Annotated in this window: 16 protein-coding genes; 11 read left to right on the forward strand and 5 right to left on the reverse strand. The window is 66.8% G+C overall.

Going from position 1 to position 20,672, the window contains the following annotated elements; translation table 11 throughout:
- Window positions 1–14: 14 nt before the first annotated feature.
- A complete protein-coding gene (locus tag K0B96_RS13100) occupies window positions 15–1,289 on the forward strand; it encodes a TolC family protein (protein WP_220161337.1) in 1,275 nt (424 codons plus the stop codon).
- Window positions 1,286–4,432: an efflux RND transporter permease subunit gene (locus tag K0B96_RS13105; RefSeq protein ID WP_220161338.1), complete on the forward strand. Its 3,147-nt coding sequence runs from the start codon at window positions 1,286–1,288 to the stop codon at window positions 4,430–4,432. The genes K0B96_RS13100 and K0B96_RS13105 overlap by 4 nt, the downstream gene beginning before the upstream one ends.
- A gap of 31 nt (window positions 4,433–4,463) precedes the next feature.
- Here K0B96_RS13105 and K0B96_RS13110 read toward each other — a convergent pair whose 3' ends face one another.
- Genes K0B96_RS13110 through K0B96_RS13120 form a run of 3 tightly spaced genes read right to left on the reverse strand, consistent with a single transcriptional unit; the run spans window position 4,464 to window position 5,751 of the window.
- Window positions 4,464–5,018: an RNA polymerase sigma factor gene (locus K0B96_RS13110; RefSeq protein ID WP_220161339.1), complete on the reverse strand. Its 555-nt coding sequence runs from the start codon at window positions 5,016–5,018 to the stop codon at window positions 4,464–4,466.
- On the reverse strand, window positions 5,015–5,446 hold the full coding sequence (locus tag K0B96_RS13115; protein WP_220161340.1) for a Spy/CpxP family protein refolding chaperone: 432 nt from the start codon (window positions 5,444–5,446) through the stop codon (window positions 5,015–5,017). Before K0B96_RS13115 ends, K0B96_RS13110 begins: the two co-directional genes overlap by 4 nt.
- On the reverse strand, window positions 5,443–5,751 hold the full coding sequence (locus K0B96_RS13120) for a hypothetical protein (protein WP_220161341.1): 309 nt from the start codon (window positions 5,749–5,751) through the stop codon (window positions 5,443–5,445). The genes K0B96_RS13115 and K0B96_RS13120 overlap by 4 nt, the downstream gene beginning before the upstream one ends.
- A gap of 103 nt (window positions 5,752–5,854) precedes the next feature.
- Between K0B96_RS13120 and K0B96_RS13125 the strand changes: the two genes are divergently transcribed.
- From K0B96_RS13125 to chrA, 7 genes are all read left to right on the forward strand, one after another.
- Window positions 5,855–7,201, forward strand: coding sequence for a TolC family protein (locus K0B96_RS13125; protein ID WP_220161342.1), 1,347 nt, complete (start codon window positions 5,855–5,857; stop codon window positions 7,199–7,201).
- Window positions 7,198–8,901, forward strand: a complete 1,704-nt coding sequence (locus tag K0B96_RS13130; protein WP_220161343.1) for an efflux RND transporter periplasmic adaptor subunit — start codon at window positions 7,198–7,200, stop codon at window positions 8,899–8,901. The genes K0B96_RS13125 and K0B96_RS13130 overlap by 4 nt, the downstream gene beginning before the upstream one ends.
- 36 nt (window positions 8,902–8,937) lie before the next feature.
- A complete protein-coding gene (locus tag K0B96_RS13135; RefSeq protein ID WP_220161344.1) occupies window positions 8,938–12,243 on the forward strand; it encodes an efflux RND transporter permease subunit in 3,306 nt (1,101 codons plus the stop codon).
- A 67-nt stretch (window positions 12,244–12,310) separates the two neighbouring features.
- Window positions 12,311–12,802, forward strand: a complete 492-nt coding sequence (locus tag K0B96_RS13140) for a DUF3347 domain-containing protein (RefSeq protein ID WP_220161345.1) — start codon at window positions 12,311–12,313, stop codon at window positions 12,800–12,802.
- 229 nt (window positions 12,803–13,031) lie between these two features.
- Window positions 13,032–15,014 carry a copper-translocating P-type ATPase gene (locus K0B96_RS13145; protein WP_255558664.1) on the forward strand — a complete coding sequence of 661 codons (1,983 nt, stop codon included), beginning with the start codon at window positions 13,032–13,034 and terminating at the stop codon, window positions 15,012–15,014.
- Between the two features lie 94 nt (window positions 15,015–15,108).
- Complete coding sequence (locus tag K0B96_RS13150; RefSeq protein WP_220161347.1) at window positions 15,109–15,600, forward strand: hypothetical protein; 492 nt, start codon at window positions 15,109–15,111, stop codon at window positions 15,598–15,600.
- Window positions 15,601–15,669: 69 nt separating this feature from the next.
- Complete coding sequence (chrA, locus tag K0B96_RS13155) at window positions 15,670–16,869, forward strand: chromate efflux transporter (RefSeq protein WP_220161348.1); 1,200 nt, start codon at window positions 15,670–15,672, stop codon at window positions 16,867–16,869.
- Between the two features lie 30 nt (window positions 16,870–16,899).
- Here the strand turns inward: chrA and K0B96_RS13160 are convergent, their stop codons facing one another.
- Both K0B96_RS13160 and K0B96_RS13165 read right to left on the reverse strand, forming a co-directional pair.
- Complete coding sequence (locus K0B96_RS13160; RefSeq protein ID WP_220161349.1) at window positions 16,900–17,805, reverse strand: LysR family transcriptional regulator; 906 nt, start codon at window positions 17,803–17,805, stop codon at window positions 16,900–16,902.
- A 106-nt stretch (window positions 17,806–17,911) separates the two neighbouring features.
- Complete coding sequence (locus K0B96_RS13165) at window positions 17,912–18,937, reverse strand: YeiH family protein (protein WP_220161350.1); 1,026 nt, start codon at window positions 18,935–18,937, stop codon at window positions 17,912–17,914.
- Window positions 18,938–19,050: 113 nt separating this feature from the next.
- On the opposite strand from K0B96_RS13165, the gene K0B96_RS13170 reads away from it, so the two are divergent.
- The gene (locus K0B96_RS13170; protein WP_220161351.1) at window positions 19,051–19,641 is read left to right on the forward strand and encodes a rhodanese-like domain-containing protein; all 591 of its coding nucleotides are present in this window, start codon (window positions 19,051–19,053) and stop codon (window positions 19,639–19,641) included.
- Window positions 19,642–19,677: 36 nt separating this feature from the next.
- On the forward strand, window positions 19,678–20,613 hold the full coding sequence (locus K0B96_RS13175; RefSeq protein ID WP_220161352.1) for a cation diffusion facilitator family transporter: 936 nt from the start codon (window positions 19,678–19,680) through the stop codon (window positions 20,611–20,613).
- Window positions 20,614–20,672: the final 59 nt, after the last annotated feature.

Genomic DNA, 20,672 nt, shown 5'->3' on the forward strand with positions numbered 1-20,672 from the left:
CGTTCACCACCGTTATGAAATCATTTTCCTGTCTCCGTCTTCTTGTCCTCCGCGTCGCGCTGGCCGCATCCGCGCTTTCCGCCGCGCCCCTTTCCCTCGACGAACTCGTCCGCGACATCGTCGCGCACCATCCCGAACTCGCCTTCTACGAAGCCGAAATCGACGCCGCGCGCGCGCAACGCCGCCTCACCGCCACGCTGCCGCCGCCCGAACTCGCCTTCGATGCCGGCCACAAACGCGTGCGCGACCTCGGCGGCACGCTCGCCGGCGAAGGCCTCGCCTGGTCCGTCTCGCTCGCGCAAACCTTCGAGTGGCCCGGCCGCCTCGCGCTCCGGAAAAGCCTCGCGAACCGCGACGTCGCCCTCGCCGAACTCGGCCTCGCGCGCTTCCGCGCTGCGCTCGCCGCCCGCACCCGCACGGTCGCCACCACCTTGGACGCCGCGCGCCGCCAGGCCGCCGCGACCGCCGAAGTCGCCGCGCGCTTCCAAGCGTTGCGCGAAGTTTTTCTCGCGCGCGATCCCGCCGGCCTCACGCCGCGCCTCGAAACCCGCGTCATCGAAGCGCAGGAGATTTCCCTCCGCCGTCGCGCGACCGACGCCGCCATCGCCGCCCATACCGCCCTTCTTGAGCTCAACCAACTGCGTGGCGCTCCGCCCGAAGCGCCGCTCGCCCTTGCGCCCATCATGCCCTCGTTTGGCTCCGCGCCGCTCCCGCCCGCCGCCGCCCTCCTCGCCGCCGCCCGGGAAAACAATTTCGAATACCGCGCCGCGCGCCTCGAACTCGAGCAACAGGGCGCCGCCGTCTCCCTCGCGCGCCACGAGCGTTATCCTTCGTTCACCCTCCGGCCCTTCTACTCGCAGGAAAGCGCCGGCGAACGCGAGACCACCGTCGGCCTCGGCGTCTCCTTGCCGCTCCCGCTTCCCTCCCGCGCACGCAGCGGTGCGCAGATCGCGGAGGCCCGCCACCGTCAAGCCGAAGCCGCCGTTTGGGCCGCCGAACGCGCCCTCGAACGCGCCGTGCTCACCGCCGCCGACACCTTCACTGCGCGCGCCGCCGCGCTCGCCTTGTGGCAGCCGGATGCCAGCGAAACGTTTCGCGAGGCCGCCGCTCTCGCCGACGAACACTACCGCCTCGGTGCCGTCCCGCTCGCCACGTATCTCGAACTGCAAACCGCCTACCTCGACGCCGTCGAAGCGCTCCTCGCCACGCAACGCGACGCCCTCGACGCCGCCCAACAATTGCAGGCGCTCACCGGCCTCGAGTTTCCCCGCGCGGAGGCCCAGCCATGATCGCGCGGCTCATTGACTTTTCCCTGCGTCAGCGTGCGCTCGTGTTTTTCGGCGCCCTTGTGCTCATCGGCGCCGGCCTCTGGTCCGCCTGGCATCTGCCGATCGATGCCGTGCCCGACATCACCGGCGTGCAGGTGCAGATCAACACCGAGGTGCCCGCGTTCGCCCCGGAGGAAGTCGAAAAACTCGTCACCCTCCCGCTCGAAACCGCCCTCGCCGGCACCCCCGGCGTGCGCGAGCTGCGCTCCCTTTCCAAATTCGCACTCTCGCAACTCACGCTGCAATTCGCCGACGGCACCGACATCTATCGCGCGCGCCAGCTCGTCGGCGAACGCCTCGCCGGCATCGCGCGCCAGCTTCCGCCCGGCCTCGCGCCCCAACTCGCTCCCGTCACCACCGGCCTCAGCGAGATCGTTTACTACACGCTCGATTATACCGCCGACGCCCCCGACCGGCCCGCCACGCGTCGCGAGCAATTGATGGAGCTCCTGCTCCTCCACGAATACCGCGTCAAACCGAGCCTTCGCAGCGTCCCCGGCATCGCCGAGGTCAACACCATCGGCGGCTACGAAAAACAAATCGTCGTCGAACCGCGCCTCGACCGGCTCCGCGCCGCCGGCCTCACCGTCGACGAACTCGCTCACGCCATCGCCGCCAACGTCGAAAACGCCGGCGGCGGCATCGTCAGCCGCGGCGGACGCCAGTTCTTCGTGCGCGCCGTCGGCCGCGTGCAATCCGCTGAAGAAGTCGCCGCGTTGCCCGTAAAATTTTCCGGCACCGTGCAACCTCTGCTCGTGCGCGACCTCGCCGATGTCGGCATCGGCTCCGCCGTGCGCACCGGTGCCGCCACCGTCGAAGGCGAAGAAGCCGTGATCGGCACCGCCATGATGTTGATCGGCGAAAACAGCCGCACCGTCGCCCGGCGCGTCGAACAACGCCTCGCCCGCATCCAGGCGCAGCTCCCCGCCGGTGTTGAACTCCGCCCGCTGTATCAACGCTCCGCCCTCATCGACGCCACGCTCCGCACCGTCGAAACGAATCTCTTCGAGGGCGCGATTCTCGTCATCGCCGTCCTCTTCGCGCTGCTCGGCAACTGGCGCGCCGCCCTCATTGTCGCCGCCGCGATCCCCCTCGCGTTTCTCTGCGCCCTCATCGGGCTGCACCGGCTCGGCCTCTCCGGCAACTTGATGAGTCTCGGTGCCATCGACTTCGGCCTCATCATCGACGGCGCTGTCGTCATCGTCGAAAACATCGTGCGCCTCCTCGGGTCCCGCGCGCGCGAACTCGGCCGGCCGCTCTCCGCCGCAGAACGCCGCGACACCATCGGCGTCGCCTGCCGCCAGGTCGGCCGTCCGATGTTCTTCGGCGTGCTCATCATCACCGCCGTTTATGTCCCGATCCTCGCGCTCTCCGGTATCGAGGGAAAAATGTTTCACCCCCTGGCGATCGCCGTGATGTGCGCCCTCGGCGGCGCGCTCGTGCTCGCCCTCACCGCGATCCCCGCGCTCTGCTCGGTCGCACTGCGCGGCCACGTTCCCGCTCGCGAAAATTTTCTCGTGCGTTTCGCCCACCGCCTCTACGCGCCCACGCTCGCCTTCGCGCTCCGCACCCGCGTCTGGTTTGTCGCCGGCGCCGTCGCATTGTGCATGCTCGCTGCGCTCGTCTTCACCCGGCTCGGCGCGGAGTTCATCGCGCAACTCGACGAGGGCTCGTTTGCGCTCATGGTTTTCCGCGACCCCGCGATCAGCCTCGACGAAACCCTCGCGCAACAACGCGCCACCGACCGCCACCTCCGCGAACGCATCCCCGAAATCACGCAGGTCTTCGCCCGCCTCGGCACCAGCGAAATCGCCACCGATCCCATGCCGCAGAGCGATGGCGACGTTTACGTCTCGTATCGTCCCCGCTCCGAATGGCGCCGCGAAAACGGCCGGCCCATCACCAAAACGCAGCTCGGCGAAATCGTCCGCGCGGAAGTCGAAGCCGCCAATCCCGGCGCCGCCATTCTCGTCTCCCAGCCGATCGAAATGCGTTTCAACGAACTCCTCGAAGGCATCCGCGCCGATCTCGCGGTGAAGATTTACGGTGAGAATTACGACGTCACCGAGAGAATCGCCGCCGACATCAAAGAGCTGCTCGAGAAAATTCCCGGCGCCGGCGAAGTGGAATTCGAAACGCTCGGACGCACTCCGCTCCTCGAAATCGCCGCGCGCCGCGATGCGCTGCGCCGCCACGCGCTCGGCGCCGCCGAGCTCAATCGCACCGTCGCCTCCGCCCTCGGCGGCGAAACCGTCGGCGCATTGCGCGACGGCGAACGCCGCATCGATCTCGTCGTGCGCCTCGCCGAAACCGCCCGCGCCGATCCCGCCGTGCTCCCCACGCTGCCCGTGCGCGTCGGCGAACACGGCCTCCTGCCGCTCGGCGATCTCGCCGATCTTCGCGAAACGACGACCGTCTCGCCCATCCTGCGCGATGCCGGCCGCCGGCGCGCCGCACTCCTCGTGAACCTCGACACCAGCGACATCGCGGGCTGGGTCGCCACCGCCCGCGCCGCCGTGCGCGACCACATTGAGTTGCCGCCCGGCGTCACGATCGAGTTTGGCGGCCAGTTCGAAAATCTCGTCGCCGCCCGCCAACGCCTCGCACTCGTCGTGCCGGCCACCCTCGCATTGATCTTCGGTCTCGTCGTGCTCGCGTTCGGACGCGTCCGCCAGGCGCTGATCGTTTACACCGGAATTCCGCTCGCGCTGACCGGCGGCGTATTCGCGCTCTGGGCGCGCGATCTGCCGTTCAGTATCACCGCCGCCATCGGTTTCATCGCGCTCTCCGGCGTCGCGGTGCTGAACGGCGTCGTGCTCGTCAGCGCGTTCAACGATCTGCGCGCGCAGGGCCGCCGCGTGCGCGACGCCGTCCTGGAGGGCTCGCTGCTGCGCCTCCGCCCTGTCCTCATGACCGCCCTCGTTGCCTCGCTCGGATTCCTGCCCATGGCGCTCGCCACCGGCCCAGGCGCTGAAGTGCAACGTCCGCTCGCCACCGTCGTCATCGGCGGAATTTTGAGCGCCACGCTGCTCACCCTTCTGCTGCTGCCCGCGCTCTACGCCTGGGTGGAGCGCGACGCCGAGCCCGCTCGACCCATGCGTTAATCCTCGCGCCATCGCTCACGCCAAACGCGTCTCACGCGCCCGCGCGCTGCGTCCACGAGGCCAGTTTCGTGCGCAAAATCCCTCGCGCGCGGTAGAGCCGCGACTCCACGGCTTTGACGCTCACGCCCGCCGTCAACGCGATTTCCGCCTGCGGCATGCCTTCATATTCCGCGAGCACCAGCGCCTCTCGCAAATCTGTCGGCAGCTCCGCGACCGCCCGCCGCACCGCCTCCGCCCGCTCGCGCGCTTCTGCAGCCATCGCGCCGCTCGCCGCGCCGTCATCGCCGCCGCTCCACGCTTCCAGCGTCACTTCCGGACGCCGCCGCCACCAGCGCAGTCGGTTGCGCGCGAGGTTGACGGCGATCGCAAACATCCACGGCCGAAACGCCGCGCCCACCCGGTAACGCGCCCGCTGCTCCCACACGCGCACAAACGTTTCCTGCGCCAGATCGTCCGCCTCCGCCCCGTTCTGCACCAATCGCCGCAACAGTCCCTTCACCGGCATTTCCCATCGCTCCATCAACGTCCCGAGCGCGGCCTCGTCGCCCGCCTGCACCCGCACCATCAACTCCGCGTCGTCGCTCAAGGAGTTACCCGCACGCTCGGCGCTCCGTGATGATCGTAACTCGCGACACGCGGCAGCACGATGGCCAGATAACGACGGCCTTCCGCCGGCGCCATCAATGCAGCGACGTGCTGAAAATGTTCGGTCATCGACTGCTCGCAGCGCGACTCCAGCCGCTCCATTTCATCCGCCGGCGCCTGCCGCTCACGCGCGGCCAAGATCGCCGCACAATGCTCCGCGCACTCTTTGCCATACGCTTCGTGCAGCCGTTTGATCGCGGCGAACTGCTCATCGGTCAGCTTGAAATCCGCCCGCAGCCACGCGAGTGCATCGCGCTCCGTCAACGCGTCGCGCAACGCCGCCGGTCCGCGCCCTGTCGCATAAAACACGCCGTAAGACGCCCCGCAGGCGACCACGATCACCACGAGCGTGAGCAGAAAATTTTTCATCGTCCCTGCGCCATCGTGCGCGCATCGAGCGCCCGCACATAATCTTTCACCATCGCCTCGCGCTGCGCGTTCGTATGGTGCCGCGCCGCTGCGTGCCCCGACCACGCTCCCAGCAAGAGCGCCAGCGCCAGCCCGCCCACTGCCGGCCGCGCATGCGCCCGCAGATAGCCCGCCCACGACGCCTCCCCGCGCCGCGCCTCCAGCCGCCGCCACACTCTCGCCCGAAAGTGCGGGTCGCGCTCCGGGCGCACCTGCCACTCGTGCAGCAACGCGGACAAATCATCGGAAGGTTCAGGCGTGGTCATGGGCAACGTGGGTTTCCAAACCACTATAACCCCGCCCCCGCGAAATCCCTCAAAAAAATTCCGCGGGATTTTCCACCGCCCGGGTTATTGCCCGTAGTCCATCATGCGTCCCGCTTTGCTCTCCGCCGCTTCCGCTCTCGCCGCCCTGCTCACGCTTTCCGGCTGCCAGACGACCGCGCCCGCCTACGCACAGCACGCGCAACAGCAATTGGACGCCGCCGCGCAGCAGTATCGGCCCTCCGGACAAAAGCCCGCGCTGCCCGTTCTCACCGCCCAGTCATCCGCCAACGACTACCTCCGCTTCGCGTTGCTCAACCATCCCCAAGTCGAAGCCGCCTACGCCAACTGGCGCGCCACCGTCAGCCAGATCGGCCCCGCCCACTCGCTCCTCGATCCCAAGCTCACGCTCGAAGCCGACATCGCGCAGAGCCTCATGACGCTCATGCCCGGCGTGATGTTCGACGTCATGAGCTCCGGCAAACGCGCCGCCCAAGGCCGCGCCGCCGCCGCGTCCGCCGAAGTCGCCCACCGCCAGTTTCTCGCAACCGTGCAAGTCGTCGCGCGCCGCCTGCGCGAAGCCTGGATCGAACTCGCCTACGCGCACGCCGCGCATGCACTCCACGGCGCCGCCGCTGCCTCCGTCGAGGAGACCATCGCGTTCGCCCACACCGGCTTCGCCACCGGCCGCGATGCCGGCGCGCTCTCCGCCCAATACGCATTGCAGGATGAACTCGCCGAACACCACGCGCATCACGCCATGCTGGGCGACCGCCTTGCCGCCGCCCGCATCGGTTTCAAAGCCGCCCTCGGCTTGCTCCCCGACGCCACCGATCCGCCCTGGCCCGCCTTTCCGCTCACCGTGGAACCGTTGCCCACGGACTCCGCGCTCTGGCAACGCATCCTCACGCGCAATCCCGACCTCGCCATCGCGCGCGCCCTCATCGACCAATCCGTGGCCGCCGTCGCCGTCGCCGAAAAAGCCGGCACGCCCGATTTCACCGTCGGCGCCATGGTCGATGTGAAAGCGAATCCGCTGATGGTGCGCCCCGCCGTGAGCCTGACGCTCCCCGTCTGGCGCCAACGCCTCGCCGACCAAATCGCATCCGCGCAAGCGCAGCACCAAGGCGCCGCCGCCCAGCTCAACGCCGCCCAACTCGACCTCGCCGCGCAATTCGCCCGCGATCTCTTCGCCGTGCATCGCGCCGACCGCCTGCTCGCGTACGTCGATCACACCGCGCTGCCCAACACCGCGCGCTTCATCACCGCCGCCGACGCCGACTACCAAACCGGCCGCGGCGCCCCCACCGCAATTTCCGCTGCGCATACCCGTCAGGTTCTCCTGCAACTCGAACGCCTCGAACTGCTCCGCGCCCGCGCCGATGCGGTCACCGAACTTCTCTACCTCACCGCCGACGCCGCGCCCTCCTCCTTCGCCTCCTCCCATCCGTGACCCCTCCCGCCATGCGCCTGCTTAAAACACTTCTCGCTCTCCTCGCTCTCGGCCTCGTCTCCGGCCTCACCGCCCGCGCAAAAGGTCCGCAGCTCTACACCTGCGGGATGCACCCGCAGATCATCCAGGACCATCCGGGCAACTGCCCGATCTGCGGCATGAAGCTCACTCCGCTGCCCGATGACGCCAGTGGTAACGGCGGCATCGTCATCTCTCCCGAGACGATCCAGCGGATGAATCTCAAAACCAGCGCCGTCACCCGCGGTCCCGTTGAACGCGAAATCCGCGCCGTCGGCAGCGTCACCTACGACGAAGCCGGACTGCGCGACATCACGCTCAAATACGATGGCTGGATCGAAGAGCTCTTCGTCAACGCCACCTCCACCGTCGTCGCCGAGGGCGACCCGCTCTTCCGGATTTATTCGCCGGATCTCTACAACGCCCAGCTCAACTACCTCGTCACCCTGCGCACCGAAGGCGACGCCAACGGCCCGCTCACGCGCGCCGCCCGCACGCGCCTCGAATTGTTCGACCTGCCGGCCGACTTCATCGCTGCACTCGGCCGCACCGGCACCGCCGAACGCACCTACGTTTATCGCGCGCCGTCCGCTGGCGTGGTCATCGAAAAACCCGTCGTGGTCGGCCGCATGGTTCGCGCCGGCGAATTGATCTACCGCCTCGCCACCCTCGATCCGATCTGGATCACCGCGCAGTTCTACGCCGCCGACGCCGCGTTCATTCATCCCGGTCAATCCCTCCGCCTCCAACCCACGCACGGCGATCGTCCGACCGTCATCGGCACAGTGCAGTTGATCGAACCCCAGTTCGACGATGCGACGCGCACCCTCATGGCGCGCATCGTCGTCCCCAATGCCGATCACCAACTCCGGCCCGGCATGTATGTCGATGTGCGCTTCACCGCGCACCTCGCCGACGACGCCGTGCTCGTGCCCGCCACCGCCGTCCTCCGCAGCGGCGAGCACAACACCGTTTTCGTCGCCCTCCCCGCCGGCCGCTTCGATCCCCGCGAAATCACCCTCGGTCCCCGCACGAGCGACGACCACTACGCGGTCACCTCCGGTCTCAACGTTGGTGATACCGTCGTCACCTCGGGCCAGTTCATGCTCGATTCCGAAAGCCAGCTCCGCGAAGGCATTCAAAAAATGCTCGCCGCCTCCGGCCACGGCGATCACGCCCACGCTCCCGTCCGTCCCACGCCGTCCGCGTCGACGCCGCGCGCCTCGTCGCCCACCGCAACGTCCCCTCTGCCGCCCGCGGGTGTCGCCTCACTGACCAAACTCGCCCGCGCCGGCGCCGACGCCGCAGCCGCGCTCGCAGGCGACAATCTTTCCGCTTACCAGCAATCCCTGCCCGCGCTGAACGCCGCCCTCGCCGGCTTTCACGCGGCCCGTGCTGATAGTCACTCCGATGCACTGGCGCACTTCCGCGCGCTGCCCGACCGCGCCACGCTCGCCGACGCCCGCAGGGATTTCGAACCCTTCAGCACCGCACTCGTGGATCTTGTCCGCGCGAACCATCTCACGGCCACCACCGGACTGCACGCCTTCGAGTGTCCCATGGCGCCCGAACTCGGCACGGGCCGCTGGCTCCAACGCGAACCCCAAATCCGCAACCCCTTTTTCGGTTCCACCATGCTCACCTGCGGCGACGCCCTGCCGGAAGATCCCGCTCGCTTGTAACCTGCCCGGTCACCAGCGCCGCCTCTTCCTTCCTCCATGCTCAAAGCCATCATCGAATTTTCGCTGCGCAACCGTGCGCTGGTGCTCATCGCCACCGCCGCGCTGGTCTTGGGCGGCATCTATTCGCTGCGCCACACGCCGCTCGACGCGATCCCGGATCTCTCCGACACGCAGGTCATCATCTACACGCCATGGCCCGGCCAGGCGCCCCAGATCGTGCAGGACCAGGTCACCTACCCGATCACCGCCAAAATGCTTTCCGTGCCCGGCGCCAAAGTGGTGCGCGGGTATTCGTTCTACGGCTTCTCGTTCGCCTATGTGATTTTTGAGGACGGCACCGATCCGTATTGGGCGCGCAGCCGCGTGCTCGAATACCTCAACGGCCTGCAAAACGAACTCCCCGCCACCGTCACGCCCACGCTCGGGCCGGACGCCACCGGCGTCGGCTGGGCGTTCATGTATTCGCTCAATTCCCCCACGCACGATCTCGCCGAACTCCGCTCGATGCAGGATTGGAATCTGCGCTACCAACTCGCCAGCGTGCCGGGCGTCGCCGAGGTCGCGTCCGTCGGCGGCTTCGTCAAACAATACCAGATCACGGTCGACCCCGACCGCCTGCGCGCCTACGGCCTGTCGCTCGCCGACATTTCGAAAGCTGTCCAGCGCAGCAACGGCGAAGCCGGCGGCCGCTCGCTCGAAATGTCCGAGCAGGAATTCATGCTCCGCGTGCGCGGCTACGTGCAATCGATCGACGACCTTAAACAAATCGCCGTCGGCCTCGGCGCCCGCGGCACGCCCATTCTCCTCGGCGAAGTCGCCGACATCCACCTCGGTCCCGACATGCGGCGCGGCATCGCCGATCTCAACGGCGAGGGCGAAACCGTCGGCGGCATCGTCGTCGTGCGTTACGGCGTCGACACCCGCGAGGTCATCGCCGCCGTTAAAACCAAACTCGCCGCGGCGCTGAAGTCGCTCCCACCCGACGTGACGGCCACGGTCGTCTACGATCGCACCGATCTGATCGAACGCGCCGTCGGCACCCTCAAGTTGAAGCTGCTCGAAGAGAGTCTCGTCGTCGCACTCATCTGCCTGCTCTTCCTTCTTCACTTCCGCAGCGCACTCGTCGCCATCATCATCCTGCCGGTCGCCGTGCTCGCCGCCTTTGTCGTCATGCACGGCCAGGGCCTGAGCGCCAACATCATGTCCCTCGGCGGCATCGCCATCGCCATCGGTGCGATGGTCGACGCCGCGATCATCATGATCGAAAACGCGCACAAGCACTTGGAGCACGATCGCGGCAAAAAGCCGCATTGGGACATCATTCGCGACTCCGCGATCGAGGTCGGTCCCACGCTCTTCTATTCGCTGCTCGTCATCACCGTATCGTTCCTGCCGGTGTTCACGCTGCAGGCGCAGGAAGGCCGGCTCTTCAAGCCGCTCGCGTTCACCAAGAGCTACGCCATGGCCGCCGCCGCGCTGCTCTCCATCACCCTCGCGCCCGTGCTCATGGGCTTTTTCATTCGCGGCAAAATCCTGCCCGAAGCGAAGAATCCGGTGAACCGATTTCTCGTCTGGGTTTACCACCCGCTGTTCGACCTGGTTATCCGTTTCAAATGGACGGTCATCGTCATCGCCGCCATCGCCGTCGGCTGGGTGTTCTTTCCGTGGAACGCGCTCGTCGTCGACCATCTGCCCGCCGGCCGCCTGCGTCACGTCGCCACCTCGATCGGCCGCGCGTTTCCCTACCAGCAGCTCGGGTCGGAATTCATGCCGCCGCTTTACGAGGGCGACCTGCTTTACATGCCGACCACTTTCCCCGGCATCTCCGTCACCAAGGCCAAGGAAATTCTGCAGCAGACCGACCGGATCATCCGCACTTTTCCAGAAGTCCAGGAGGTCTTTGGCAAAATCGGCCGCGCCGAAACCGCCACCGATCCCGCGCCGATGGACATGATCGAAACCACCATCCGCCTCAAACCCGAGGCAGACTGGCCGAAAATCGATTTCACCAATTCCGACGGCCAGGTCATCGCGCACCGCCGCCGCACCGTGGAGGAACTCACCGATGCGATGAACCGCGCCGTGCAAATCCCCGGCCTCGTCAACGCGTGGACCATGCCGATCAAGACCCGCATCGACATGCTCGCCACGGGCATCAAAACCCCCGTCGGCATCAAGGTCGCCGGGCCCGACCTCGCCGTGCTCGACCGCATCGCCCGCGAAGTGGAGGCCGTTGTGCAGCGCGTCCCTCACACCGCCAGCGTCGTCGCCGAGCGCGTCATGGGCGGCAACTACATCGAGTTCACCCTCAACCGCGACACCATCGCGCGCTACGGCCTCAGCGTCGGCGATGTGCAGGACGTCCTTTCCGTCGCGCTCGGCGGCATGCCCCTCACGACGACGGTCGAGGGCCTCGAGCGCTACAACGTCATCATGCGTTACGCGCGCGATTATCGCGATTCGCCGGAAACGCTCCGTGCCATCTCCATTCCGATCAAGGCGCCGATGGATTCCGCCAGCGCCCCGGCGGCCCAGATTCCGCTCGGACAACTCGCCGACATCCGCGTCACGAAGGGACCGATGGGCATCAAGAGCGAAGGCGGCGTGCCCAACGCCTGGATATACGTCGACGTCAAAGGCGCCGACATCGGCGGCTACGTCGAAACCGCCCGCGCTACCGTCAACGAGGCCATTCGCGAAGGACGGATCGTCATCCCTTCCGGCTATCACCTGATCTGGAGCGGCCAGTTCGAATACCTGCAACGCGCGCAACAACGCCTGCTCATCGTCATTCCGCTCACACTGCTGATCATCATTTTGATCATCTACCTGAACACCCAGTCGTGGATTAAGACCGGCATCGTTCTGCTCGCGGTGCCGTTCTCTCTCGTCGGGGCGTTTTGGATGCTCTACCTGCTCGACTACAACATGAGCGTCGCCGTCTGGATCGGCATCATCGCGCTCGCCGGACTCGATGCGGAAACCGGCGTCATCATGCTCCTTTACCTCGATCTCGCTTACGAGGATCACAAAAAGACCGGCCGCCTCCGCCACACCGCCGACCTGCACGACGCGGTCTATCACGGCGCCGTCAAACGCGTGCGTCCCAAGGCCATGACCGCCGCCGTCATCGTCGCCGGCCTGCTGCCGATCCTCTGGAGCCACGGTGCCGGCGCGGACGTCATGAAACGCATCGCCGCGCCAATGGTCGGCGGCGTCATCACGTCCACCGCGATGGAACTGCTCGTCTATCCCGCCATCTTTTTCCTCTGGCGCCGCCGCGGATTGCCAGCGGCCGACCCTCTTCTCCGTCCGGGAAACATTCCGAACTCATCCGCGTGAGGGCTGCCAACCTCCTGTCCCATTTCTCGCTCACCCACCCACGCCAACCCAATCAGGAAATCATCTTATGAATACACTCACTCGACTCCTTCTTCTCGCTCTCGGCGCCGTGCTCGCGACCGCCCCAGTCTCGGCGCGTCCGACAGAACTCAAGCCGGAGTTTGTCGCTACGCTCCTCCGGGCCTACCTCGAAATCCAAACCGCCCTCGCCGCCGATGACCTGTCCGCCGCCCGTCTCGCCGCCGAGTCGCTGCTCGCTTCCGCGGCCAAGGCTCCGGAACTCACCTCGCTCACGGCTCCCGTCAAAAACATCGCCCACGCCGCCGATCTCGCCAGCGCGCGGAAATCCTTTCTCGCCGCATCTCACGAAATGATTCGCCTGGTCGAAACGCCCGGCGTCCCCGGCGGAGAAAAACTCTACCTCGCTCACTGCCCAATGGCCTTCGGCGGCACGGGCGGCGACTGGCTGCAGTCAGATAAAACAGTCAACAATCCCTACTACGGTTCGCGGATGTTGCGTTGCGGCACCGTCAAACCCGTCGCCCGTCATTCGCAATAAACCTTCCGCTCAAATCGGGTTCGCGCCATCGCACCACGACAGCTCGTCCGGTTGCCCGCGTTTCGAGGCGCGCCCGGCCACGGCCGCTCATTCAATCCCTCCCTTCGGTCCCACCATGAAACCCCATCATTCTCATTCCCACGAGTCGGCGCCTTCTTGCCACGCCCCCGCGCCACCACCTTCGAGCCAACAAGCCGCCTCCGCGCCCGGCCCGCACGATCCCGTTTACATGGGCCTGCCCGATGAGCGTTACCTCCGGCCGAAATTCTGGGTCGCGCTGCTGCTCACCCTGCCCGTCGTTTTCATTTCCATGGGCTCGATGCTCGCGCCGGATTGGTTCAGCCAATTCCACGCCCGCGTTCTCGGTTGGACGGAGCTGGTCCTCACCACGCCCGTCTTCTTCTGGTGTGGCGCGCCCTTTCTCCGCCGCTGGTGGAAATCGGTGCGCACGCTCGACACCAACATGTTCACCCTCGTCGTCACCGGCACGGGCGCGGCCTACGCCTACAGCGTCTTCGCCGTCTTCTTTGGTGAACGATTTCCCACGGCGCTCCGCGGTGCCCACGGCGTGCCGCTCTATTTCGAAGCCACCGCCTTCATCACCACGATTGTCCTCCTCGGTCAGATCATCGAACAACGTGCCCACTCCCGCACCGATGCCGCCATCCGCGCCCTCATGGATCTCGCGCCGAAAATCGCCCACCGCGTCGATGCCCACGGGCACGAAACCGATGTGCCCCTCGACGAAGTGGTCGTCGGCGACCGCCTCCGCGTGCGCCCCGGCGAACACGTTCCCGTCGATGGCATCGTCGACGAAGGCGGCAGCGACCTCGACGAATCGATGCTCACGGGCGAACCCGAAACGGTCTCCAAAAAAACCGGCGACAAGGTCAGCGCCGGCACGCTCAACACCACGGGGTCGTTCATCCTCTCTGCCGAGAAAATCGGGAAGGACACTCTCCTCGCGCAAATCGTCAAACTCGTCGAAGACGCGCAGGAGAGCGAAGCCCCCATCGCACGTCTCGCCGATCGGGTCTCCGCCTGGTTTGTGCCCATCGTGGTCGGCGTGGCGGTCCTCACATTTCTCCTCTGGTATTTTGCCGGGCCCGCCCCCGCGTTTCTCCACGCCATGCTCAACGCGGTGGCTGTGTTGATCATTTCGTGCCCCTGCGCCCTCGGCATCGCCACGCCCGTTTCCCTCGTCACCGGCATCGGCCGCGGCGCGCAGTCGGGCGTCCTCATCAAAGACGCTGCCGCGCTCGAACAGCTCGTCTCCACCAACACCCTCCTGATCGATAAGACCGGCACCCTCACCGAAGGGAAACCCCAAGTCGTCGGGATTCATCCTGCGCGCGACCTTGCGCTTTCCTCTTTCTCGTCGCCCGACGATGCGCTCCTCGCCCTCGCCGCCGCCGCCGAAACCTCGAGCGAACACCCACTCGCGCGCGCCATCGTCCACGCCGCTCAGGCCAGGAACCTCCCGATTCCTGCCAGCAGCCACTTCAACGCCACCGCCGGCCAGGGCATCAGCGCCGAAGTCGACGGCCGGTCCATCTTCGTCGGACGCGCGCCCGCCGACTCGGCGGCCAGCCACGCCACCGCCACACTCGTGCTGGTGAAGATCGATGGGAAGGATGCCGGCACCCTCGAACTCGCCGATCAGATCAAGGCCTCCACGCCCGCCGCCATTCGCCAACTCCAATCGCTCGGTCTGCGTGTCGTCATGGTCAGCGGTGATCGTGAAGCCGCCGCCCAGGCCATCTCGAAGCAACTCGGCCTCGACGGCTATCACGCCGGCGTCACGCCGGAAGGGAAACAACAGCTGGTGCGCGAGCATCAGCGTAACGGCGAATCCGTGATCTTCGCGGGCGACGGCATCAACGACGCTCCTGCGCTCGCCGCCGCGGAAGTCGGGATTGCGATGGGCACCGGCACCGACGTTGCGATGCACAGTGCCGGCATTGTCCTCGTGAAAGGCGATCTCGCCGCGCTGGCCCGGGCCGTGCGCCTCAGCCGCGCCACCCTGCGCAACATCAAGCAAAACCTCTTCTTCGCCTTCGTCTACAACGGCCTCGGCATCCCCCTCGCCGCCGGCGTCTTTTATCCTTTGTTCGGCTGGCTCCTCAATCCGATGTTCGCCGGCGTCGCCATGAGCCTCAGCTCGATCAGCGTCGTCTTGAACGCCCTCCGCCTCCGCCGCGTGAAAATCTGACCGCGCCTCGGAACCTGCAGTCGGCGCCGCAGGCTCGCCATCGGACGAGGAAGTCCACATGCCCTTCCTACCCGCAGCGTCCACTCCAGGAATCATGAAAACCGCCGTCATCGCCCTCCTGCTCATACTTTCTCTCGCGACCAACGCCCTGCTGTGGCAACGCGTTTCCCGCCTCGAAGCCGCCACCACCTCGGCGACGCCGGCGGATTTTCCCCTGGGCGAAAACATGGGCTATCTGCAGCGCTGCGCCGACAAAATCTGGTTCGCCGCCCAGGCCGGCAACTGGCCGCTCGCTCGCTATTATCATGACGAGATGGCCGAAACCGCCGATGACGTGATCCACGCCAAATTGATCAAGGAAGGCGCTCCTGTCAGCGCCAACATGTCGGCGATGCTGCCGCCCGCCTTGGTTGGAATCGATCAGGCCATCGCCGCCCGCGATCTACCGTCGTTCCGCTCCCACTACACCGGCCTGATCCAGGCGTGCAACGCGTGCCATGCCGCCAGCCGGCATTCGTTCATTCACATCGCCGAGCCCACTCACACGTCCGATTTCTGGAACCAGCAGTTCTCACCGCAGCCGTGATCGGGTTCTCATGCCTTCGCGCCGCCTTCCTCTTTCCCGGTTCCGCGTGCGCCGCGGTGTTTTGACCGCATGAACGACCGCTCCCAACCCGCCTCGTTGACCGAAGTATTTCTCGTCTTCCTGCGCCTCGGCTGCACCTCCTTCGGCGGTCCGGTCGCGCATCTCGGCTATTTCCACGACGAATGCGTGCAACGCCGCCGCTGGCTCGATGGCGCGGCCTACGCCGACCTCCTCGCGCTCTGCCAGTTTCTGCCCGGCCCCGCCAGCAGCCAGCTCGTCTTCGCCCTCGGCCGCCACCGCGCCGGTCTCGCCGGCGCGCTGCTCGCCTCGGCGGCATTCATTTTACCATCGGCCATCCTCATGCTCCTTTTCGCCGGCGGTCTGCACCGCTGGGGGCAGCACCCCGACGCCGGCTGGCTGCAAGGACTCAAAATCGCCGCCGTCGCCGTCGTCGCCAAAGCCGTTTGGACAATGGGCCGCCGGCTTTGTCCTGATCTCCTCCGCCTCGCCCTCGCGGCCGCCGCCGCCGCATTTGTGCTCCTGCTTGCGACGGCGTGGAGCCAGATCGCCGCGCTGCTCGCCGGCGCCGCCGTGGGCTGGATCGCGTTGCAACGCGCCGTCGTCGTCGCCACGCCTGCGTCGTCGCCACCCCGGCGCTCGCTCTTCGCGGGCGGCGGCGCGCTGCTGCTGTGGGCTCTGCTCTTGTTCGGGCTGCCGCTCATCCCGTGGTCGCCCGACGGCGCAGGCGCGGTCTTCACCGGCTTTTATCGCGCCGGCTCACTCGTTTTTGGCGGCGGCCATGTTGTGCTGCCGATGCTCCGCGAAGTCGTCGTGCCGACCGGCTGGACCACCGACAACGTTTTCCTCGCCGGCTACGGTGCGGCCCAGGCGGTGCCCGGACCGCTCTTCTCCTTCACCGCCTGCCTCGGCGCCCTGCTTCATGCCGGCCCCGGCGGAATTGTCGGCGGACTCTGGGCGTTGTTCGCCATCTATCTGCCCGCGTGGCTGCTGATCGGCGGCGCGCTGCCGTTCTGGGAAACGCTGCGCGCCCTCCCCGCGTTGCGCGCCGCCCTCGCCGGCGCCAACGCCGCTGTCGTCGGGATCTTGCTCGCCGCGTTTTATCAACCGGTCTGGCTCACCGCCATCCACGACTGGCGCGACGTCGCGCTCGCCGTCGCCGCGTTCCTCGCGCTGCACGTTTGGGCCCGCCCCGCGTGGATGGTCGTCATCGCCGCCGCCGTGCTCGGCCAGCTCCTGCTGGGATCGTGATTCGTTTTGCCGCCGGATCGCCAGCCGGCCTCAGCGTTTTTCCTGGCGCGCTGCCCCCTGCAAGAAGTCCACGAACGCCCCCGCCACGCCCATCGCCCGCGGCCCCTGCGGCAAGACCACATGCAGTCCGCGCGTGATCTTCAGCCCCGGCACCGTCAGCACCACCAGCGTCCCGCGCGCCAACTCGTGCCGGAGCGCCAGTCGCGACAAATACCCGACGCCTACGCCCGATTCGACCAGGCCCTTGATCGTCTCGCTGCTGCTGCTTTCCAGCACCACATTGAGTTTCCGCGGGTCAACGCGCGCCCGCCGCAACGCCCGTTCCACGACCTCGCGCGTCCCGGAGCCACTCTCGCGCAACACGCAAGGCGCCCCCGCGAGATCCGCCGCCGTCAATTTCGCCTTCCTCGCCAACCCATGCTCGGGCGCCGCGACCGCCACGATCTCGTCGTCGTAGAATTTTTCCGCCTTCAATTCGCGCCGGGCGCCGAGTCCTTCCGTCAATCCCAGGTCCACGCGCCGCGCCAGCAATCCGCCGATCACTTCCTCCGTATTGCCCATGCGCAACTCCACCGCCACCTGCGGATGCGTTTGCTGAAACCGTCCCAGCCACCGCGGCAAAAGATACTGCGCGATCGTCGTGCTCGCCGCGATTTTGAGCGACCCGCTCATCACGGCCATGCCTGCCTGCAACCGCTTTTCCAAGTCCGCGTGCAACGCCTCCGCTTCGATCACATGTTCATAGAGCGCCCGCCCCGCCGCCGTCAGTTTCAACCCGCCGGGCTCCCGCAAAAACAGCGCCTGCCCGTAATGCTCCTCCAGCAGCTTGATGTGCTGCGTGACCGCCGGCTGCGAGATGTGCAGCCACCGCGCCGCTTGCGTGAAATTGAGCTGCTCCGCGGCGATGCGGAAAACGTGGAGACGGTAATCGGCCATGACCGCACATGCTCCGTTTTTCTCAAAATGTCAGGCAAACGCGCATGGCGCCCCACCGCCGTCCCGCCGCGACTCAACGCCGCTTCGGCCTCCGCCACCGCCTCTCTCAACCCAGCAGCCAGATCTCCAGCCCCGCGAGTGTCGCCACGCCCGCCCAGCCGAGGATCGCCGTCCCAAACGCCCGCGGTCCGTTTTCCCGCAACCGCGCGAAGTCCGTCTGCAAGCCCATTGCCGCCATGGCCATCGCCATCAGAAACGCCGCACCGTTGAGCACCGCGCCGTCCAGACTCGCGATCCCCGCGCGCTCCACCGGAAAGAAGTGCAACGCGAGCGTGTTGCCGATGCCCACGAGGAGAAAGCCCAGCACGAACCACGGCTTCGGCGTCTTCTGCGCCACCGCGCCCTTCGCCTCGCCCGCCTGCGCCCGCCTCCGCGTAAAAATCCACCCGAGCACTGCAACCACGGGCACCAGGAAAACCACTCGCGTCAGCTTCGCCACCATCCCGATCTCGATCGTATCGGGAAACGGCGTCACTGCCGCCACGACCTGCGCGACCTCATGCAACGTCGATCCCACCATCATGCCGTAATGCGGCGCGGACACCGGATGCGCGTGCTGCAGCAACGTATAACCCAGCATGAGCCCGGTCCCCAGCAGGCTGCACAACGGAATCACGAGCGCCACCTCGTGATCCTTCGCCCGCAACACCGGCGCCGCCGCCATCGTCGCCGAGCCACCGCAAATCGAGCTGTCCACCGCGATCAACATCGCCAGCACCGGATCCAGCCCGAACCGCCGGCCCAGCCACGAAATCCAGCTCAGCCCCACCACGATCACCGTGAGATCGATCAACAAAATGTGCGGCCCCGCCTCCACCACGAGCGCCAGATTGAGCCGCACCCCGAGCAAAATAATGCCCCACCGCAGCAACCGTTTCGCCACAAAACCGATCCCCGTTTCCCAATGCGCCGGCGGCCGGTGTACCGCCCGCCACAACAGCCCCAGCAACAACGCCGTCGCCAGCGGTCCGAGATGCCGCACGCCCGGCCACTCATCCGCCCACCACGCCACGCCCGCCAGCAAAGCCGTCAAAGCGAGCGCGGGAAGATATTGGCGGAGCAGCGATTTCACGCCGCGATTCTAGCGCGTCCCGCCTCGCCCGGGAAATGCTGTTATCGAATCCGCCATAACCTGCCGTTATCGCCTCATCCTGTCCGTCCCTTCTCCGCCGTTGAATTCGCCCCATGCAAACCTGCCTTTGCGAATCTCCGGCCAGCCTCTACGTTGGAGACTCCTCGAACCCGCTCGATCTCTCGCTCATGAAAACCATCTCCGCCGAACAACTCCACTCGCTCCATCGTGCTCAGCCCGATCTCACACTGATCGACGTGCGTTCGCCGGCCGAGTTTCGCACTGTGCATGTGCAATCCGCGATCAACGTGCCGTTGGGCGACCTCTCCGCTGACGCCCTCGCGCCGCACGCGCGCATGGACGACGCCGTTTACCTGATCTGCCATTCCGGCGGGCGCTCCGCCCAGGCCGGCGCGCGGCTCAAATCACTTGGGTTCACCAACGTCTTCTCCGTCGATGGCGGCACCGTGGCGTGCCGGCAATGCGGTGTGCCCGTCAATCACGGCCCGGCGACCATGTCGCTCGAACGCCAGGTGCGCATCGTCGCCGGCTCGCTCGTCCTCGTCGGCGTCCTGCTCTCCCTCTTCGTCCAACCCGCGTTCATTTATCTTTCAGGCTTCGTCGGCGCCGGCCTCGTCTTCGCCGGGATTTCCGATACGTGTCTCATGGGGCTGCTCCTCGCGAAGATGCCCTGGAATCGCTGACGCGTCGCGTTCCCTTCTGCTGGAGAAATTTTTCCGTTGTCCGCCGAACACGCTCACTCGCACGCGCATCCTCATGGCCCGGGCCATTCTCATGCCCCGGCGCATTACAATCGTGCGTTCGCCGTCGGTGTGACGCTCAACGCGCTCTACGTCGTCGTCGAACTCATCGCCGGCTTCCGCATCGACTCCGTGGCCCTCATCGCCGACGCCGGTCACAACGTCAGCGACGTCCTGAGCCTCCTGCTCGCGTGGGGGGCGAGCTACCTCGCGCAACGCCCGCCCAGCCGCCACCACACCTACGGGCTGCGCAAAACGTCCATCCTCGCGTCGCTCACCAACGCCGTCCTCCTCCTCATCGCGATCGGCGCGATCGCGTGGGAAGCTCTCCAACGCTTCGCTCATCCGCCACCCGTCACCGGCGGCGCCATGATGTGGGTCGCCGCCATTGGCGTCGTGGTCAACACCGCCACCGCGCTGCTTTTCCTTCGCGGCCGGCATAGCGACATCAACCTCCGGGGCGCCTACCTGCACATGGCCGCCGATGCCGCGGTCTCCGTCGGCGTCGTCCTCGCCGGCTTCGCCATCCTGTTGACCGGCGCGCTCTGGATCGACCCCGCCATCAGTCTGGTGATCGTCGCGGTGATCGGCGTCGGCACGTGGAGTCTCCTGCGCGATTCGTTTCGCCTCGCCACCGACGCCGTGCCTCCCGGCATCGACCTGCCGGCTGTGCGCCGCTTCCTGCGCGATCAACCCGGTGTCACCGACGTTCACGATCTGCACATTTGGGCAATGAGCACGACGTCCACCGCCCTCACCGCGCATCTCGTCAAGCCCGCCCCCGGCGATGACGACGCGCTTCTCCGCCACCTCGGCGAAGCCCTGCACGAGCATTTCGCCATCGGCCACACCACGATCCAGATCGAACGCACCGCCGGCCCTTGTTCCGGCTGCGCTGCGCCCGCCCCGCTCTAAACTTCTCCCTGGCCCACCTCCGTCAGTTGACGGACGCCCCACGCCTGACGACACTGCCC

This window comes from Horticoccus luteus (assembly GCF_019464535.1).
GTDB lineage: Bacteria > Verrucomicrobiota > Verrucomicrobiia > Opitutales > Opitutaceae > Horticoccus > Horticoccus luteus.

What these genes read in the sequence shown, in the direction of transcription:
- K0B96_RS13100 (WP_220161337.1), top strand. Translation starts at nt 15, where the DNA reads ATGAAATCATTTTCCTGTCTCCGTCTTCTTGTCCTCCGCGTCGCGCTG.
- K0B96_RS13105 (WP_220161338.1), top strand. Translation starts at nt 1,286, where the DNA reads ATGATCGCGCGGCTCATTGACTTTTCCCTGCGTCAGCGTGCGCTCGTG.
- K0B96_RS13115 (WP_220161340.1), bottom strand. Translation starts at nt 5,446, where the DNA reads ATGAAAAATTTTCTGCTCACGCTCGTGGTGATCGTGGTCGCCTGCGGG.
- K0B96_RS13120 (WP_220161341.1), bottom strand. Translation starts at nt 5,751, where the DNA reads ATGACCACGCCTGAACCTTCCGATGATTTGTCCGCGTTGCTGCACGAG.
- K0B96_RS13125 (WP_220161342.1), top strand. Translation starts at nt 5,855, where the DNA reads ATGCGTCCCGCTTTGCTCTCCGCCGCTTCCGCTCTCGCCGCCCTGCTC.
- K0B96_RS13135 (WP_220161344.1), top strand. Translation starts at nt 8,938, where the DNA reads ATGCTCAAAGCCATCATCGAATTTTCGCTGCGCAACCGTGCGCTGGTG.
- K0B96_RS13140 (WP_220161345.1), top strand. Translation starts at nt 12,311, where the DNA reads ATGAATACACTCACTCGACTCCTTCTTCTCGCTCTCGGCGCCGTGCTC.
- K0B96_RS13145 (WP_255558664.1), top strand. Translation starts at nt 13,032, where the DNA reads ATGGGCCTGCCCGATGAGCGTTACCTCCGGCCGAAATTCTGGGTCGCG.
- K0B96_RS13150 (WP_220161347.1), top strand. Translation starts at nt 15,109, where the DNA reads ATGAAAACCGCCGTCATCGCCCTCCTGCTCATACTTTCTCTCGCGACC.
- chrA (WP_220161348.1), top strand. Translation starts at nt 15,670, where the DNA reads ATGAACGACCGCTCCCAACCCGCCTCGTTGACCGAAGTATTTCTCGTC.
- K0B96_RS13160 (WP_220161349.1), bottom strand. Translation starts at nt 17,805, where the DNA reads ATGGCCGATTACCGTCTCCACGTTTTCCGCATCGCCGCGGAGCAGCTC.
- K0B96_RS13170 (WP_220161351.1), top strand. Translation starts at nt 19,051, where the DNA reads ATGCAAACCTGCCTTTGCGAATCTCCGGCCAGCCTCTACGTTGGAGAC.